Origin of the sequence: Pseudomonas sp. Xaverov 83, assembly GCF_019352905.1 — a bacterium.
Classification (GTDB): Bacteria; Pseudomonadota; Gammaproteobacteria; order Pseudomonadales; family Pseudomonadaceae; genus Aquipseudomonas; species Aquipseudomonas yamanorum.
In genome coordinates this window covers 85,696-101,143 of the sequence record NZ_JAAAFU010000007.1, presented here as the reverse complement: position 1 = coordinate 101,143, position 15,448 = coordinate 85,696, and the positions used below count along the sequence as shown (strand labels likewise).

Below are 15,448 nucleotides of genomic sequence, written 5' to 3'. Positions count from 1 at the left end.
ACCGTGCCCGCTTTAGATTTTGATTTTGCTCTTCAACACTCAAGCCGGCCGGTAGGCCGCTGTGCTCTTGCTGTTGATCTTGCTTTTGATCTTGATCTTAGGCGCCCCATTAAACCACGCTGGCCGAACGCAGGCTTTGGAGCGTGGGTAACCCGGCAGGACGCCGGGTTAGCCGTCCTGGGCCAAGGATGGCCCATGACGGCGGCCCACGGTCCAAAGCCGGAGTGAGGGCACACCGAGCCTAGGCGAGGTGCCGAGTGGTGGGGCAAGAGCGTTTTGCTTACTTTTGCGCTGTTCAAAAGTGAGCCGCTGTAAGAGCGGAACCATAAGCAGCCGTTACCTAAATAACGGATATACACGCCTCAAGGACTGTAATACCCCACAGCCACCATGAGATGCCCGGTTTTGCGCAAATACGCATGCTTGTTCTCAACCTTCCCCGTCACCGGATTTTTCCAGCGGTATCGATATTCCCCCTGATCCTGCTCGGCCATGACCGCCAGGATCGGCTCGCCCACCGGCTTCCCGTCGGGGTCCTTGATCTTGCTGAAATCCGTATTCACCAACCGCGGAGTCGTGCCATGGGCCACGTAGCGGTGGGTATCGAGGTCAACCACAAACACATACAGATCATCCTGCAAAAAGCCGCCCTGCATGGCGTTGATCGCCTTGAGCGTCCCCGCCTGATCCTTCTCCAACGCCTTGACCGCCTTGTCCCGCAAAGACTTCGCATGTTCCGGCGTGGCCCTTGGCAAGTAGTAGCCAACGGCCAAAATCCGCTGCCCAACACGCTGGTAATACACATGCTTGCGCTCCACCTTACCGTCATTCCAGTTCTGCCAACGGTAATCGGCCTGCTGAATGCCACTGCCTTCAGGCACCGCCAGCGCGTCCTTGAACGACTTGTTCAAATCCGGCCCCAGCACCTCGGAAACATTGCGCCCGATCAACGCAGAAGAGGGCCCGCCACTTGCCAGCAGCACGCCCTTGGTGTTGACCACGAACACATAACGGTCCTGATCGACGAATTCACCCTGTCGGCTGAACGCCGCAAAGGCTTTGTCGCCATTGCTCTGGTAATACGCCAAGGCCTTTTCCAACAAGGCCTTGGCGGCTTGGGCATCCGCCTCCTCAGCGGTGGCGGCGTGCACCTGGCCAAAACACAACAGCAGCAGCCAGGTGGCTCGGAGCATTGCCTTCATTACCCGTCCCTCGTTCTTGTTGGTGTGCCAAGAGCGTAGACGGTTTACCGGCAAATCAGAACGGTTTGGTCGGTAGGTATTTGCCATCCAGGGTGATCACCGCGCGCGAGCCGCCGTCCGGGTCTTCGACCTTCTTGATGTCCAGCTTGAAGTTAATCGCGCTGATGATGCCGTCGCCAAACTGCTCGTGCACCAGGGCCTTGAGGGTCGAACCGTAGACCTGCAGCATTTCATAGAAGCGGTACATGGTCGGGTCCGTCGGCACACCGCCGGGGAAGCTGCCACGCAGGGGCACGGTTTGCAGCAGGCGGCTGGCGTCCTGGTCGAGACCGAGCTTGTCGCAGACCACATCGGCAGCGTCTTTCGGCAGTGGATGCTGGCCGAGCAGGGCGGCGGTGACGAACGCCAGGCTCAGGCCGGTGCCGTCGGTGAGGTCCTGCCACGACAGATTCTTGCGCGCCTTGATGTCGATGACGGTGTCGGCCAGGGCCAGGCGTGGGGATTGGGCGAATTGGGATTGCAACATGATGATTTCCTCTTGGGGTTGAATAAGGTTCAGGCGGCGTGGGCGCGGGTGGTGGGGTGGTCGAGCAGGGACACGAAGCGCCCGCTGCGGCCATCCAAGGCGTCGATGCCGCCGCTTTCGATGTCGTAGACCCAGCCGTGCAGGCTCAGCCGGCCTTGTTCCAGGGCCAGGGCCACGGAAGGGTGGGTCTTGAGGTTGGCCAGTTGGGCGACCACGTTTTCCCGCACCAGTGAGTTCAGCCGGTCGGCATCGGAGGCGTGAGTACGGGCGGCGTTGATCACCTTGGCCGACTCGGCATGGCGCAGCCAGTTGGCCACGGCGGGCAAGTGATCAAGGCATTTGCAGGTGGAAATGGCGGTCATGGCGCCGCAGTCGGAGTGGCCGCAGATCACAATGTCGCTGACGCCGAGAACGGCTACCGCGTATTCGACGGTGGCCGACACGCCTCCGGGCTCTGGTCCGTAGGACGGCACGATGTTGCCGGCATTGCGGATCACAAACAGATCCCCGGGTTCCTGCTGGGTCAACAGCTCCGGGACTACGCGGCTGTCGGAACAGGACACGAACAGCGTGCCGGGGTTCTGTGTGGTCGCCAGGTGTTTGAACAGATCGCTGCGTTGGGTGAAGGCTTCACCCTGGAACTTGCGGAAGCCGTCGATGAGGTCTTGCATGGTGGTTCTCCTTGCGTCGCTGATGGGGCAAGGATGGAAGTTTTCAGCTATAGCGTCCAAGACCGGCTTATTATGGTTTCTATAAGCAAAACCTATAGTTGGAGCGCCACCCATGTTGCTGCGTCATATCCGCTACCTGTTGGCCGTCGCCGAGCACCGCAATTTCACCCGGGCGGCCGAGGCGCTGCATGTGTCGCAGCCGACCTTGTCGCAGCAGATCAAGCAACTGGAAGAAACCTTGGGCGCACCGCTGCTGGATCGCTCCGGTAGAAGCGTCAGCCTCACCGACGCGGGTGAGGCCTATGTGCGGTTTGCGCGCCTGGCGTTGCAGGATTTGCAGGCCGGCACCCGCGCCATGCATGACGTGCAGGACTTGAGCCGTGGCAGTCTGCGCCTGGCCATGACGCCGACGTTTACCGCTTACCTCATCGGGCCGTTGCTGGCGCGTTTTAACGGTTTGTATCCGGGCATAACGGTGAGCGTCGAGGAGCTGACCCAGGACCGCATGGAGGCAGCGCTGACGGAGGATTTACTGGATATCGGCATCGGTTTTACCGGCGAGCATTTGCCGGATATCGAGTGTGAAGGGGTGTTTGTCGAGGCGTTGAGTGTGGTGGTGAGTGCTGGCCATGCTGATATCGGCCAACAGTCGTGGCTTCAGCAACCGCTGGTGTTGCTGAACTCAGGCTTCGCCACGCGCCGCTATATCGACGAGTATTTTCGCAGTCAGGCGGTGAAACCGCTGATTGCCATGGAGGCCAATTCCATCAGCGCGATTATCGAAATCGTACGGAACACCCGGCTGGCGACCATCCTGCCCAGCGCAATTGCCCAGGTACAGCCGGGGTTGCAGGCGGTGCCGCTAAGCCCGGCGTTGCCGCAACGCACGGCGGCGTTGCTCAGTCGCAAGGGGGCATACCGTAGTGCCGCGTGCAGGGCATTTGTTGAATTGGTCAGGGCGCAGCCAACCACTGATTGATGATGCCGTCATACACGCCCGTCACCGTGCTCAAGTGCAGCCACTGGTCCACATAACTCTTCCAGGCCACATCATCGCGAGGCAGTAAAAACGCTTTCTCGCTGTACTGCATGTACCGCTCGGGGTTCACCGCGCACAGCCCCGGCTTGAGTTTTTGCTGATACCGGGCTTCGCTGGCGTCGGTGATCATCACATCGGCCTTGTTGGCCAGCAGCTCTTCGAAAATCGTCACGTTGTCCGGGAACAACGTCAGCTTTGCCTTACCCAAGTGCGCCCGTGCGAACACCTCATTGGTGCCGCCCGCAGGCTCGATCACCCGAACCTGCGGCTGGTTGATCTGCTCCACCGTCTGATAGCGCTGCACATCGGCGCAACGCACCAGCGGGATCTTGCCGTCGACGCCCAATGGCTGGCTGAAAAATGCCTTTTTCTGCCGCTCGAGGGACACCGAAATACCGCCCACCGCAATATCACAGCGCTGGGCCAGGAAGTCCGGCATCAGGGTTTTCCAGGTGGTCGGCACCCACTTCACCTGCACCCCAAGGCTCTTGGCCAGGGATTGGGCCATGGCGATGTCGATGCCTTCGTAGCTGCCGTCCGGGCGCAGATAGGTGTAGGGCTTGTAGTCGCCGGTGGTGCAGACGGTCATTTCACCGCGCTGGAGCACTTCATCCAGGTGCGACACGGGGCCGTCGGCCAGGGCCTGGGCGGACAGGCCAGCCAGCAGGGAAAGGGTCAGCAAAGCTTTCATGCGGTCGGGTCCTTGGGCATGGGCAGGGCCGCCATTATTTGCAAATGTTTAGCCATGGCACAACCAAACTCCGTCAAGACTGGATTTAACGGCTTAACCTCGCGTGTGAGGCTGCCCGGCATCTCTTCACTGTGATTTGCGCATGGACGGTTCCCCCGACACACACCCTGAGACATCGCCAGGCGCTGCTGCGTCCAGCCGTCCGGATCGTCGTCGGATCACCGCTGATGCGCTTCCCTCCGAGCTCGCCTTCTGGGCGCTGTGGCACTGCCGCCACGCACGCCCACCGGACACCTTTCTCCTACGTTGATTTGCCCCATGGATGCCCCGCGCATCTGCCCGGCAGCGCCTGTGCGCCTGCCTGACGCGAACGTATGAGAATGCCCATGAGCACGCCCTTTGCCACCTTGCACGAAGCCCACTCCTTTCTTGAACAGAACCCGGATATCGAGATGTTCGAGCTGTTCATCCTCGATAACAACGGGGTGCCCCGGGGCAAGCTGTTGCACCGCGATGAACTGCTGGCGGTGTATGAAAGTGGCCGGCCGCTGCCGAGTACCATCCTCGGCCTGACCATCAATGGCGACGACGTGGAGAACTCCGGGCTGGTCTGGGAAGTCGGCGATATCGACTGCCGTGCCTACCCGGTCAGCGGCAGTTTGCAGCGCATGCCGTGGCGGCTGATTCCGACGGCGGCGGTGCAAGTCAGCATGCACCCCACCGAAGGCATGCCCGCCACCGTGGCCGATCCCCGGCACTTGCTGGCCAAGGTGATCGACGACCTCAAGGCCGACGGCTATTACCCGGTGATGGCGGCGGAGCTGGAGTTCTACTTGCTCGACCAGAAGCCCGACAGCAACGGCCGCCCGCAACCGGCGCGGGATGTCGATGGCGGCCGCCCACGCTCGACCCAGGTCTACGGCCTGCGAGAACTGGAGCAGATCGAACCGTTCCTCGCCGACCTCTACAGCGCCTGCAAACTCCAGGGCATCCCGGCGCGCACGGCGATTTCCGAATACGCCCCGGGCCAGGTGGAAATCACCCTGGAGCATCGCAGCGATGCCCTGCAAGCCATGGACGAGGCGGTCCGTTACAAGCGCCTGGTCAAGGGCGTGGCCCACAAGCACGGGATGACCGCGTGTTTCATGGCCAAGCCTTTCGATGACCTGGCCGGTACCGGCATGCACATGCACGTCAGCCTGGCGGACCGCGACGGCAATAACCTGTTTGCCAGCGAAGCGCCCGACGGTACGCCGCTGTTGCGCCATGCGGTGGGCGGCATGCTCAGTACGTTGCTCGACTCGTTGCTGATGTTCTGCCCGAACGCCAACTCTTATCGGCGCTTCCAGACCAACAGCTACGCGCCGCTGGCCGCCACTTGGGGCGTGGACAACCGCACCGTCACGCTGCGAGTACCCGGCGGGCCGGCGTTTTCCCGGCATATCGAGCACCGTATCTGCGGTGCCGACGCCAACCCGTACCTCGCGGCAGCCGCGATTCTGGCCGGTATTCACCGGGGCATCCGCGAACAGCGCGACCCCGGCGCGCCGGTGGAGGGCAACGGTTACGCCCAGGCCAAGGAATTGCTGCCGACCGATTGGCTGACCACCTTGCGTGCGCTTGAAGGCTCGGCTTGGGCGCGGGAGGCGTTTGGCCGCGAATTCCTTGGCGTGTACCTGGCGGTCAAGCGGGCCGAGTACCGCCAGTTCATGGGCGAGGTGGGCGAGCAGGACTGGCGCTGGTATTTGCACCAGGCCTGAAGATGAAGGCGTTGATCACAGACAGTTAACAGACAGGCTGCGCGCTGGATACTGGATCGGTATGAACGGTGAACAATCCTTCGACCTTTTTTTCACGAGCCAGTGGTTAAGCTGCGAATGTCTGATCCATTAACAGAGTCGTGTGATGCCGTCGCAACCGCCGTCTTCCATCGAGATTGAATTTGCCGAACGCACAGGCCAGGAGCATGCCCGGGTCTGCGCGGACACACGTCCGCCGGGTCTGCTGCGGCGCCTGGGGTTATGGCGCGATGAGCGGTTGGTGCGCCGCGCGCTGAAAATCGCCGGCGAGCCGGGGCTGATCCTCGACCTGGCATGCGGTACCGGGCGGTTTTGGCCAGTGCTGGCCGAGCACAGCAACCGGGTGATCCTCGCGTCGGACAACTCCCAGGACATGCTCGACCACGCCCGCACTCACCACGCGCCGGGCTTGCTCAAGCGGATCAAGACCTTCCAGGGCTCGGCGTTTTCCATCGGCCTGTCGGCCAACGCGGTGGATTGCATTTTTTGCCTGGAGTTGTTTCGCCATGTGCCCACGCCAGAAGGGCGCCTGGCCCTGCTCGGGGAGTTTCACCGGGTGAGCCGTGACACGGTGATCGTCTCGGTCAACAGTGACAGCGGCTACCGGGCTGTGCAGCCCGCACTGGCGGCAGTTGCCAGCCATCGGGCGCAGGTGGAAGCGGAGTTTCGCCAGGCCGGTTTCAAGGTCCTCAATCAGCAGGAATTCCTGCCCGGCTCGGCCATGTGGCGCGTGTACGTCCTGCGCAAGAGAGGATAAGCACCGGCTGTCGGACTATTCTTCAGCTCCTGTAAGAGTTTTCATGGCGGATGCTGTACTGCGAATGCTCGCAACTCCCTTTCGCGATATATACTGCGCGCCATTCTTCAAGGGAGAGCCGTGTGGCCATCGATATTCACTGGATCTGCGACAACGATAGCCTCGGCCAGCACTGCGCCGAATGGCAGCAGTTGCCATTCGTCGCCCTCGACACCGAATTCATGCGGGTCGACACCTTTTATCCCATTGCCGGGCTGATCCAGATTGGTGATGGCGTTCGCGCTTACCTGATCGACCCCCTGACCATCGACAACTGGCAACCCTTGGCCGCCTTGCTGGAAAACCCGGCGGTGATCAAGGTGGTGCACGCCTGCAGCGAAGACCTGGAAGTGTTGCTGCGCCTGACTGGTAGCCTGCCGGTGCCGTTGTTCGACACGCAACTGGCGGCGGCCTACCTGAACCTCGGTTTTTCCATGGGCTATTCGCGGTTGGTGCAAGCCGTCCTCGATATCGACCTGCCCAAGGGTGAAACCCGCTCGGACTGGCTACAGCGGCCGTTGTCCGAGACGCAAATCAGCTACGCCGCTGAAGACGCGGTGCACCTGGCGGAGGTCTACACACGCCTGCGCCCTAAACTGTCCGACGACAAATACGCCTGGGTCCTGGAAGACGGTGCCGAACTGGTGGCCAACCTGCGCCGCGAAGTCGACCCGTATGAGGTCTACCGCGACGCCAAACTGGCCTGGAAACTGTCTCGTGCCCAACTCGCGGTATTGCGCGAACTGTGCGCCTGGCGTGAACAGCAAGCCCGCGCCCGGGACCTGCCGCGCAACCGGATCATTCGTGAACACTCGTTATGGCCCCTGGCCAAATCCCAGCCGGATAACCTCGCCGCGTTGGGCAAGATCGAAGACATGCACCCGCGCACCGTGCGCCAGGACGGCGAGTTCCTGCTGGGCCTGATCAAGCGTGCCGGTAGCGTCCCCATGGACCAATGGCCACCGGCGGTTGCCGAGCCATTGCCGGTGGACGCCGCCACGCTGATCAAGCAACTGCGCGCCCTGGGCCAGGCCGAGGCTGAACGCCTGGACATGGCGCCGGAACTGATGCTGCGCAAGAAAACCCTCGAAGCCCTGGTCAAGAGCGGCTACCCCGAGGGGCCATACCAATTGCCAGATTCGCTGCGTGGCTGGCGCCGCGAATTGATGGGCCAGGCGCTGCTGGACAGCCTGGCCACTGCCGGAGAACAGCCTTGAAACGTATTTGCTCCATCTATCGCAGCCTCAAACGAAACGAGATGTACCTCTACGTGCTGAAAAGCGATGCACTGGAGCGCGTGCCGGAAAGTCTGCTGGCTGCCTTCGGCAAGCCGCACCATGCCTTTGACCTGGTACTGAGCCCGGAGCGCAAGCTGTCCCGCGAGGACATTACCGTGGTTCTGGAGAACCTCGAAAAGCAGGGTTACCACCTGCAAATGCCGCCGGCCGAGGACGAGTACATCGAACACTTGCCCGAAGAGCTGCTGCGACGTAATGACCCGATGTGATCGGTCAGTGCCCCTTCCGGGGCACATCATCAATGGAATTCAATTTTTGGCGGTGGCCGCAACGGACAGCGAACTGCGCCGGCGGCCGCCTGCAGTGTTTTTGAAAGGTTTGAACCATGCGCGTTCTGATTGCTGAACACGATCACCCGCTGTACGCCCGGCTGCTGCGCGAAGCGGCGCCGGACCTTGAGGTCATGACCAGCGGCGACTCCGCGGAATTGTCGCGCCTGGCGGCCGATTGCCCGGTGTGGCTGGGCCAGCCGGACCTGCTGGCCACCTTGCTGCGCCAGGGCCACCAGCCACAATGGCTGCAGTCCACCTGGGCCGGCATCACGCCGCTGCTGGCCGAAGGCCTGCCCCGGGATTATCGCCTGACCCGCGCCGTAGGCATTTTTGGCCAGGTGATGGCCGAATACGTGCTGACTTACATGCTCGGCCATGAGCGTGAAGTGCTGGCGCGGCTGGTCAGCCAGGTTGAGCGCAAGTGGGATAACCGCATGGGCCAGAGCCTGGCGGGGCGCAAGGTGCTGATCGTCGGTACCGGCGATATCGGCCGTAGCGTTGCGCAATTCCTGCTGCCGTTTGGTGTTGAGTTGTATGGCATCGCCAGCGAAGCCCGCGAGCAGGCGCCGTTTATCGAAGTCGCCGGGCTCGAAGAGTTACCGCGCCTGGTGGGCGAGGTGGACTATGTGGTCAACCTGCTGCCCAACACGCCGAACACCCATGATTTGTACGACGCCGCGTTGTTCAAGCAATTCAAGCCGACCGGGTTGTTTATCAACGTCGGGCGCGGTGTAGCGGTGGTCGATGCGGACCTGGTGGAAGCGTTGAAGGAAGGCCATCTGGCCGGCGCGGTGATTGACGTTTGCCGTCAGGAGCCATTGCCCCAACGCCATCCGTTCTGGACCGCCTGGGGCTTGCTGCTCACCGGCCACAGCTCGGCGCCGACTTCGCCGGGGATGATGGTGCAGTTGTTTGTCGAGAATTTGCGGGCGTATCAGGCGCAGGAAACGTTGCGCGGGGAAGTGAGTTTCGAGCGCGGTTACTGATAGTGCGCTAGCCCGGCAGGCATGTTGCCGGGCGTTTACAAATTTCTGCAAACACTAATCAGATGTCGGTTTTACAGGTCGTATGTGAGTCTCGTACCCCTCTTTAGATGGGTACATTCTCATGTTGAATGCTGGCACTGTGTCTCTCCCTCCACGGGTCACTCCGCAACTTTCCCTTCTTTCCACCGAGCCGGCGGCGCTCCCTCTATTGCCCTCTGCTCTGGTCGCCGCGGCCGATTTCAACGCGCAGTCCCGCGCCCCAGTCCCCCGGCAATCCGGTCTCACCGCGGCGTTGGGCGACCGCGAGAATCTGCGGACACTGGGCCAGAAGCTCAACGAAATCGCCAGCCGTCTTGGCGTGAATGCCAGCCCTCAAGCGGTGCTGGCCGCGCTGCAAACGACACCGATGCAAATACACCCCGACTCGTCCTACCCGATCCGGGCGGGTAAAGCGGCGACGGTAGAGACCTTTCTCAGAAGTATCGGCTTGGGGTTGCCCACCAATCATTTTCAACTGACCGGTCATGCCCACGCGGTGAGTGACAGGGCACTGGAGCATCCGCTCGGCAATTTTGGCGGCGGGTTGTCCTGGCCTGTTCCCATGAGCGCCGGTGAACAGCGCAGGGTGCTGGCGGCGGCTACCGACCATGGCAGCCAGAACCCCAATGCACCGCACATCGGCGCAAGCGTGGGTATACTGGAATATCTGAACGCGAACCGGCCGTTGTCGGACGAGGCATTGGCTGATCCTGCCAAGGCACTCGAAACCCTCGTCAGCTCCACCCGCGGGCAGGCACTGGGGCAAGCCATCCAGGATCAGCTCGGGGGCGTCGCAACCGATACCAGCGTGAACGAATACGCACTGAGCGCAATCCACCTGCTGCTGGACCCCGAGTCCATTACGGCGCCGCACCGAAACCATGTGGCAGGTTTCGACCTCGCGCAACACGCCCACTGGGGCAGGCCGGCTTCGACAGTGCTCGAGCGCCTGAGCACTTACCTGCACGAAAATTACAAGACCAGTCCCGAGATGGCCAAGGCCGGCGCCTATTTGTTACTGGCACGAAAGGCCCCCGAGTTTTTGATCAAGGGCATTCCCGACCGCGTGACTTACGGCAGCCCGGCCTGGGTAAGCCTCGCGGTCGCAGCTGCGGCCATAGAAGCGCAGTTCCCCGGGAAGGTGGCGCACATGAACTTTGCCCAGGTCATGTCCAGCGCTGAAAACGCGATCGTGACGAATCGAGCGGCCGCCGAACACGCACAGAAGGCGGCATTGGTGGATTGGGGCGTGGCCAACGGGATTGTCACTCGGCAGCCCAGTGACAGTTACAGCGACGTCGAGATAGACCGTGCAAGGACGGCATTCAACGCACAACTGAAGTTGACGCTTGCGGCTACCGGGTTATTGGAAGCCGATATCCCAAGCCGTAAAGACATTGCACTGGTCCACCTGAAAGAGCGGTTTGGCGAGCATGTACCCTTTGAAGAGAAACGACTGAAGGTCGTTGACTCGAAACAACCGTCAGCCCAACCGCTTTACGATCCGAACCGGGCACCCGCAGGGCTTTACTCGTTGCTGGACATCGCCATGAGCGGACTTGGCCACTACACATGGGAAAGCAGGGACCCGCACATTGCAGAGGCGATCAAAGGCAAGCGCCTTGATTTCGGCGTGAACAAAGTCTTCAACGAACAGTTCGAGCAAGCGATCGCCTCTCGCAAGCAAGGGGTTCGCAGCGCTATCAGGCACCTTGTCGCAACACTTCCATTGGCCGACAGAGAAAACCTTGAGTTTGGAAAACTCGAGTTTTTTCAGAAAAACACCTATGAACTTGGCGTCGACTTCACCTCAAAAAAAAGGCGGGGGGCGGACAATAAGTTGTGGGTCAAGGCGACCGGAAGAAATGGCGACACCGTTTATGAAATTGACTTGAAAGCAGCTGCTATCAGCGCGGTGCCAGCTTCTGAATTAACAACAAAACGAGAGCGGCAAGCCAACAAAACGTTCAAGACGGAACACTTCAATCCCAAGGCCGTGAATGAGGCTGCCCTTGGCCCGAAAAACCAGGCGGGCTTATCGACGCCGCCCATCAGTTTTTCCAGTACGCGAACGCAGCACATCGCCGACGCTTTTGTTGAGCACCTCGATCTCGACAGTGATGACGTCAAGGCTTATGCCCGGGGCGTGACCTCGTTCGATAAGCAGATGGCAACCGAGTGGAACGTCACCAACTTTTTTCTCGACCTGATTCCGCTTAGGTCAGCCATTGCGAACTTTTCCAAGGGCAACCACCTGGAAGGTGCCAGTGACCTGGCGCTGGATGTGTTTGGTTTCGTCACGGCGGGCGCGGGTGTGGCGGCGAAAGTGACGAAGGCGGGGGCCAAGGTCGCCAGCGCTGCCGCCAAGGCCATTCAAGTGGCAAAGGTCGTCGGTGTGGCGGCCATTCAGGCATTCAACCCGTTGGATGGCTTCAGCGATCTGGTCGCCGGCGGTGCCCGGCTGCTGGGCAAAGGCGCCAACCTTGTACGCGCGACGGGTGCAGAGGTGGTCAACAAGCTCAAGGGCGCGAGTGGCAGCTATGACCTGTTGAAAGCGGCCAGCAAACACCATGACGCAGCGGCGACGGGTACTTTCAAGGTCGCGGGGCAAAACGTTGATGGAGGTGCGGTACTCCAGAACGGTCGATGGTATGCGTTTGATGTGGATAGGATGCGGCCGTACGGCAGCCCGCTTGAAGGTTTCACCGCAAAAACGAGTGCGATGGATGGCGCGATTATCACGACGCCTGCCGAGTCAGGCAGCGCCCTGAACAACCGGTTGTTTGGCGACTACGGCGTGGCTGAATCGAACATTTCCGGGCTTGCGCGCGACAGTCAGGGGATCTATGCGGCGGCAGACGGTCACGTGTCTCATATCCGCCATACCGATACCGCCGGCAACACGGCGGTCTACGAAGTACGGCAAGTGACTCGCACCGCCGACGGTGCCGTGCAGGCACGGATTTATCACAATAATCGGCAAACGCCGCTGTTGGTGCAGCACCTTCAGGGCGACCAATGGCAGCGCCTGGGTGCCCGCGGCGGCAACCCGCCTTCGGTGGCATCGGACCTGGGCCCAAAAATTGGCGGGGGCGGCGAGGGGACGATCTACGAAAGTCTCGACGGTAAAAGTGTTTATAAGGACTATGGCCCTTCATCCATGACGGCTGCCGACGACTTTGTCGATAACGAGACCCTGTGCCTGAACAGCTATTACGGTGACGGCTTTGCAACGACGATATTTGAGGATGGTCGTCGTTATTTGAAAATGGGCAAACTGGACGGGGTGGATGTTAATACCCTGGCGAGGGGAAGTTTGCCCCCAGAGGCGCGGCTTTTACTGGATGACGCGTTTCGGCGTATGGAGCAGAAAAATCTTTACCACAACGATCTGCAGCTGAGCAATTTCCTGTATTCGGCGAGGGATAATAAAATTTATCCAGTGGACTTGAACGCCAACGGGCTTGAAGACATGACACCGTTTCTCGCCAGTTTGTACAAGCGTGATAGAGACGAGCTGCGCAGGGCCTATTACGCGCTGATCGCCAAGGCGTAGCTACACTTGTGGCGGGTGCACCCTGCTGTGATGGCAGCAGGGTTTTGAAGCGACCGTCAAGGGTTGTCAGAGCGTGTCAGTCCTGGTGATTGAAGTCGCCTTCGGACACCAGCTCGTTCAATGGACGACGCGGGCTCGGGGTTTCCCGGGCTTGCAGGTAGTCGGGCAGGGTCGACTTGTCCCCCAACTTGCCAATCGCCACGGCTGCGTGCAGGGCGTAACCTTCAGGAATCTTCAGTTCCTTGCGGGTCAGCTCTTGGTCGAAACCGGCCATGCCGTGGGTGTGCCAGCCGCTGAGGCTGGCTTGCAGCGCCAGGTGGCCCCAGGCCGAGCCGGTGTCAAAGGTGTGCCACAGCGCCGGGGTTTCTTCGGTGGCGCCGGGGACGGTGAAGGTCGTCTTCGACGCGACGATTACCAGGGCCGAGGCATGCTGCGCCCAGCCACGGTTGAATTCGTTCAGCAGGCCCAGGAAACGCTCCCAGTTTGGCGTGTCGCGACGGGCGTAGAGAAAACGCCATGGCTGAGAGTTGTAGGCCGAAGGGGACCAGCGCGCGGCTTCGAAGAAGCTCAACAGGGTCTCCACCGGGATGCTTTCGCCGGTGAAGGCGCGCGGCGACCAGCGGTCGGTGAATTGTGGGTGGATCGGGTAGTCGGCGACGCGAGGGTTGCTGCTCATTGGGCTGATCCTGATGAAAAACGGGGTTCAAAACTACTTCGCCACCGGGTGGCTGACAAGTCTTGTTGTACCGACAGTCGTAAGCGCTTGGCCCCGGGAGCCATGGGCACTAGACTGGCGGCCTTTTAACATACCGATATTGATGTAGAGCCATGGCCGCCAAAGTCGAACCTTTCTGGATCCGCAAAACCCTCGAACAACTCGACCAGGATGAGTGGGAGTCGTTGTGCGACGGCTGCGGCCTGTGCTGCCTGCAAAAGCTCGAGGATGAAGACGACAACAGCGTCTACTACACGCGTATCGCCTGCAAACTGCTGGACCTGAAAACCTGCCAGTGCACCGATTACCCCAACCGTCGCGACTCGGTGCCCGATTGCATCCAGCTCACTCCGGGGCAGGCCGATCAGTTCAAATGGCTGCCGCCTACCTGCGGTTACCGGTTGGTGAGTGAGCGCAAGGACTTGCCGCTGTGGCATCACCTCGTCTGCGGCGATCGCGACGCCGTGCACCAGGAACGCATTTCCCAGTCCGGACGCATGCTCAGCGAAGGCAGCGTGCCCGAGGATGACTGGGAGGATTACCTGATTTTTCGCGCGGGCTGAGAAGGAGTGTGTATGACGGTTGGAGCCAGGCTGGCGGCAAGCCTGCTGTTATTGGCATTGAGTACGTCGGCTTGGGCGAAGAAAGTCGACCTGGACTACCACGTCAAGCTGCTGCCCCAAAGTGATCAGGCAGAGGTGCGCCTGAGCCTGTCCCAGGGCTCGGCGGTGCGCAGCCTCAACTTCGACCTGGGCCGCGACGGCGACTACAGCGATTTCAAGGCCGATGGCCAGTGGCAAGTGATGCCGGGCAATACGCCGGGCGCCAGCCGTGGTCTGTGGCAACCCAGTGCCGACAAGGCCAGCCTGACCTACCGCGTTCGCCTGACCCACGCCCGCAAGAAGGGCGTTTACGAAGCACGCATGACCCCTGGCTGGGCGCTGTTTCGTGGCGAAGACCTGGTGCCCACCGCGCGCCTGGATCAGCAGGACGGCATTGAACTGGTGTCGCGCCTGGTGTTTGAACTGCCCGCCGGCTGGAAAAGCGTCGAGACGTCCTGGCCGCGCATCGGCAAGAACAAATTCCGCATCGATAATGTTTCCCGCCTGTTTGACCGGCCCACCGGCTGGATGCTCGCGGGTACGTTGGGCAGCCGCAGGATGCGCCTGGGGGAAACCGAAATCACCGTGGCGTCGCCCAAAGGGCAGGGCATGCATCGCATGGATGTGCTGACCTTGCTGACGTTTGTCTGGCCGCAAGTGCAAGCGGCATTCCCGCGGCACCCGGCGAAACTCCTGGTGGTGGGCGCCAGTGACCCGATGCGGCGCGGTGCGTACTCGGCGCGGGACTCGATCTACCTCAACAGCCGAACACCGCTGGTCAGCGAAAACGGCAGCAGCCCGTTTATCCGCGAAGTGGTGCAGGCCATCGGTCGCTTCAACGACCAGCAGGGCAGCGACTGGATCAGCGAAGGTTTGGCGCAGTACTACGCCATTGAATTGATGCGCCGTGCGGGCGGCATCAGTGACGACCGCTATGCCGCGCTCCAGACCCGGCTGGCCAAGGAAGGCAGGGACGTGACCACCCTGCGGGTCGAGCACGCCAGTGGCGCGACGGTGTCACGGGCAGTGGTGTTGTTGCAGGAGCTGGACCGCGAGATTCGTGTGAAAACCCACAACAAGCGTTCGCTGGATGATTTGACCCAGGCGGTGATGCGCATGAACAGCATCAGCACAAAGGAGTTTGTGCAGCTGGGGGAGAGCATTATTGGCGAGTCGTCGGTAGTACTCGATACTAAACTGCTGCACTGAAACCAAGGTGGGAGCGGGCTTGCTCGCGAATACGATGTATCAGAAAC

At 61.0% G+C, this 15,448-nt stretch carries 14 protein-coding genes; 9 read left to right on the top strand and 5 right to left on the bottom strand.

All coding sequences use genetic code 11. The annotated features are described in order from the left end of the window. Window positions 1-362: 362 nt before the first annotated feature. From K0H47_RS03200 to K0H47_RS03190, 3 genes are read right to left on the bottom strand one after another with little or no spacing between them, the layout of a single operon-like run. Entirely contained in the window at window positions 363-1,202 is an 840-nt protein-coding gene (locus K0H47_RS03200; protein ID WP_063032554.1) for a cache domain-containing protein, read from the bottom strand. Window positions 1,203-1,257: 55 nt separating this feature from the next. Then, a complete protein-coding gene (cynS, locus tag K0H47_RS03195) occupies window positions 1,258-1,728 on the bottom strand; it encodes a cyanase (RefSeq protein WP_003210659.1) in 471 nt (156 codons plus the stop codon). Between the two features lie 29 nt (window positions 1,729-1,757). After that, window positions 1,758-2,399 (bottom strand): carbonic anhydrase, encoded by a 642-nt coding sequence (locus tag K0H47_RS03190; protein WP_063032552.1) that lies wholly within the window; start codon window positions 2,397-2,399, stop codon window positions 1,758-1,760. A 112-nt stretch (window positions 2,400-2,511) separates the two neighbouring features. Here K0H47_RS03190 and cynR point away from each other — a divergent pair, with 112 nt between their 5' ends. After that, entirely contained in the window at window positions 2,512-3,378 is an 867-nt protein-coding gene (gene cynR / locus K0H47_RS03185) for a transcriptional regulator CynR (RefSeq protein WP_177070684.1), read from the top strand. Here the strand turns inward: cynR and K0H47_RS03180 are convergent. After that, complete coding sequence (locus K0H47_RS03180) at window positions 3,353-4,129, bottom strand: transporter substrate-binding domain-containing protein (RefSeq protein ID WP_063032548.1); 777 nt, start codon at window positions 4,127-4,129, stop codon at window positions 3,353-3,355. The two genes, cynR and K0H47_RS03180, sit on opposite strands and share 26 nt — an antisense overlap. 386 nt (window positions 4,130-4,515) lie before the next feature. On the opposite strand from K0H47_RS03180, the gene K0H47_RS03175 reads away from it, so the two are divergent. From K0H47_RS03175 to K0H47_RS03150, 6 genes are all read left to right on the top strand, one after another. Further along, window positions 4,516-5,889: a glutamine synthetase family protein gene (locus K0H47_RS03175; protein ID WP_017479194.1), complete on the top strand. Its 1,374-nt coding sequence runs from the start codon at window positions 4,516-4,518 to the stop codon at window positions 5,887-5,889. A 145-nt stretch (window positions 5,890-6,034) separates the two neighbouring features. Continuing rightward, on the top strand, window positions 6,035-6,685 hold the full coding sequence (locus K0H47_RS03170; RefSeq protein WP_063032546.1) for a class I SAM-dependent methyltransferase: 651 nt from the start codon (window positions 6,035-6,037) through the stop codon (window positions 6,683-6,685). Window positions 6,686-6,807: 122 nt separating this feature from the next. Further along, window positions 6,808-7,941 (top strand): ribonuclease D, encoded by a 1,134-nt coding sequence (rnd, locus tag K0H47_RS03165; RefSeq protein ID WP_063032544.1) that lies wholly within the window; start codon window positions 6,808-6,810, stop codon window positions 7,939-7,941. Continuing rightward, the gene (locus K0H47_RS03160) at window positions 7,938-8,231 is read left to right on the top strand and encodes a YcgL domain-containing protein (protein WP_003210667.1); all 294 of its coding nucleotides are present in this window, start codon (window positions 7,938-7,940) and stop codon (window positions 8,229-8,231) included. The genes rnd and K0H47_RS03160 overlap by 4 nt, the downstream gene beginning before the upstream one ends. A gap of 116 nt (window positions 8,232-8,347) precedes the next feature. Next, entirely contained in the window at window positions 8,348-9,280 is a 933-nt protein-coding gene (locus K0H47_RS03155) for a D-2-hydroxyacid dehydrogenase (protein WP_063032542.1), read from the top strand. A gap of 121 nt (window positions 9,281-9,401) precedes the next feature. Next, window positions 9,402-12,875 carry a hypothetical protein gene (locus K0H47_RS03150; protein WP_219271924.1) on the top strand — a complete coding sequence of 1,158 codons (3,474 nt, stop codon included), beginning with the start codon at window positions 9,402-9,404 and terminating at the stop codon, window positions 12,873-12,875. Window positions 12,876-12,951: 76 nt separating this feature from the next. Here K0H47_RS03150 and K0H47_RS03145 read toward each other — a convergent pair whose 3' ends face one another. Then, a complete protein-coding gene (locus tag K0H47_RS03145; protein ID WP_063032540.1) occupies window positions 12,952-13,551 on the bottom strand; it encodes a nitroreductase family protein in 600 nt (199 codons plus the stop codon). A gap of 152 nt (window positions 13,552-13,703) precedes the next feature. Here K0H47_RS03145 and K0H47_RS03140 point away from each other — a divergent pair, with 152 nt between their 5' ends. Together K0H47_RS03140 and K0H47_RS03135 are read left to right on the top strand one after the other, a co-directional pair. Continuing rightward, window positions 13,704-14,153: a YcgN family cysteine cluster protein gene (locus tag K0H47_RS03140; RefSeq protein ID WP_010176530.1), complete on the top strand. Its 450-nt coding sequence runs from the start codon at window positions 13,704-13,706 to the stop codon at window positions 14,151-14,153. Between the two features lie 12 nt (window positions 14,154-14,165). Continuing rightward, window positions 14,166-15,401: a hypothetical protein gene (locus tag K0H47_RS03135; protein WP_063032539.1), complete on the top strand. Its 1,236-nt coding sequence runs from the start codon at window positions 14,166-14,168 to the stop codon at window positions 15,399-15,401. Window positions 15,402-15,448 lie beyond the last annotated feature (47 nt).

Excerpts from the sequence above, each read along its gene's own strand:
- K0H47_RS03150 (WP_219271924.1), top strand. The coding sequence starts at position 9,402 with ATGTTGAATGCTGGCACTGTGTCTCTCCCTCCACGGGTCACTCCGCAA.
- K0H47_RS03200 (WP_063032554.1), bottom strand. The coding sequence starts at position 1,202 with ATGAAGGCAATGCTCCGAGCCACCTGGCTGCTGCTGTTGTGTTTTGGC.
- K0H47_RS03155 (WP_063032542.1), top strand. The coding sequence starts at position 8,348 with ATGCGCGTTCTGATTGCTGAACACGATCACCCGCTGTACGCCCGGCTG.
- K0H47_RS03180 (WP_063032548.1), bottom strand. The coding sequence starts at position 4,129 with ATGAAAGCTTTGCTGACCCTTTCCCTGCTGGCTGGCCTGTCCGCCCAG.
- K0H47_RS03175 (WP_017479194.1), top strand. The coding sequence starts at position 4,516 with ATGAGCACGCCCTTTGCCACCTTGCACGAAGCCCACTCCTTTCTTGAA.
- K0H47_RS03145 (WP_063032540.1), bottom strand. The coding sequence starts at position 13,551 with ATGAGCAGCAACCCTCGCGTCGCCGACTACCCGATCCACCCACAATTC.
- cynR (WP_177070684.1), top strand. The coding sequence starts at position 2,512 with ATGTTGCTGCGTCATATCCGCTACCTGTTGGCCGTCGCCGAGCACCGC.
- K0H47_RS03190 (WP_063032552.1), bottom strand. The coding sequence starts at position 2,399 with ATGCAAGACCTCATCGACGGCTTCCGCAAGTTCCAGGGTGAAGCCTTC.
- K0H47_RS03140 (WP_010176530.1), top strand. The coding sequence starts at position 13,704 with ATGGCCGCCAAAGTCGAACCTTTCTGGATCCGCAAAACCCTCGAACAA.
- K0H47_RS03170 (WP_063032546.1), top strand. The coding sequence starts at position 6,035 with ATGCCGTCGCAACCGCCGTCTTCCATCGAGATTGAATTTGCCGAACGC.
- K0H47_RS03135 (WP_063032539.1), top strand. The coding sequence starts at position 14,166 with ATGACGGTTGGAGCCAGGCTGGCGGCAAGCCTGCTGTTATTGGCATTG.
- cynS (WP_003210659.1), bottom strand. The coding sequence starts at position 1,728 with ATGTTGCAATCCCAATTCGCCCAATCCCCACGCCTGGCCCTGGCCGAC.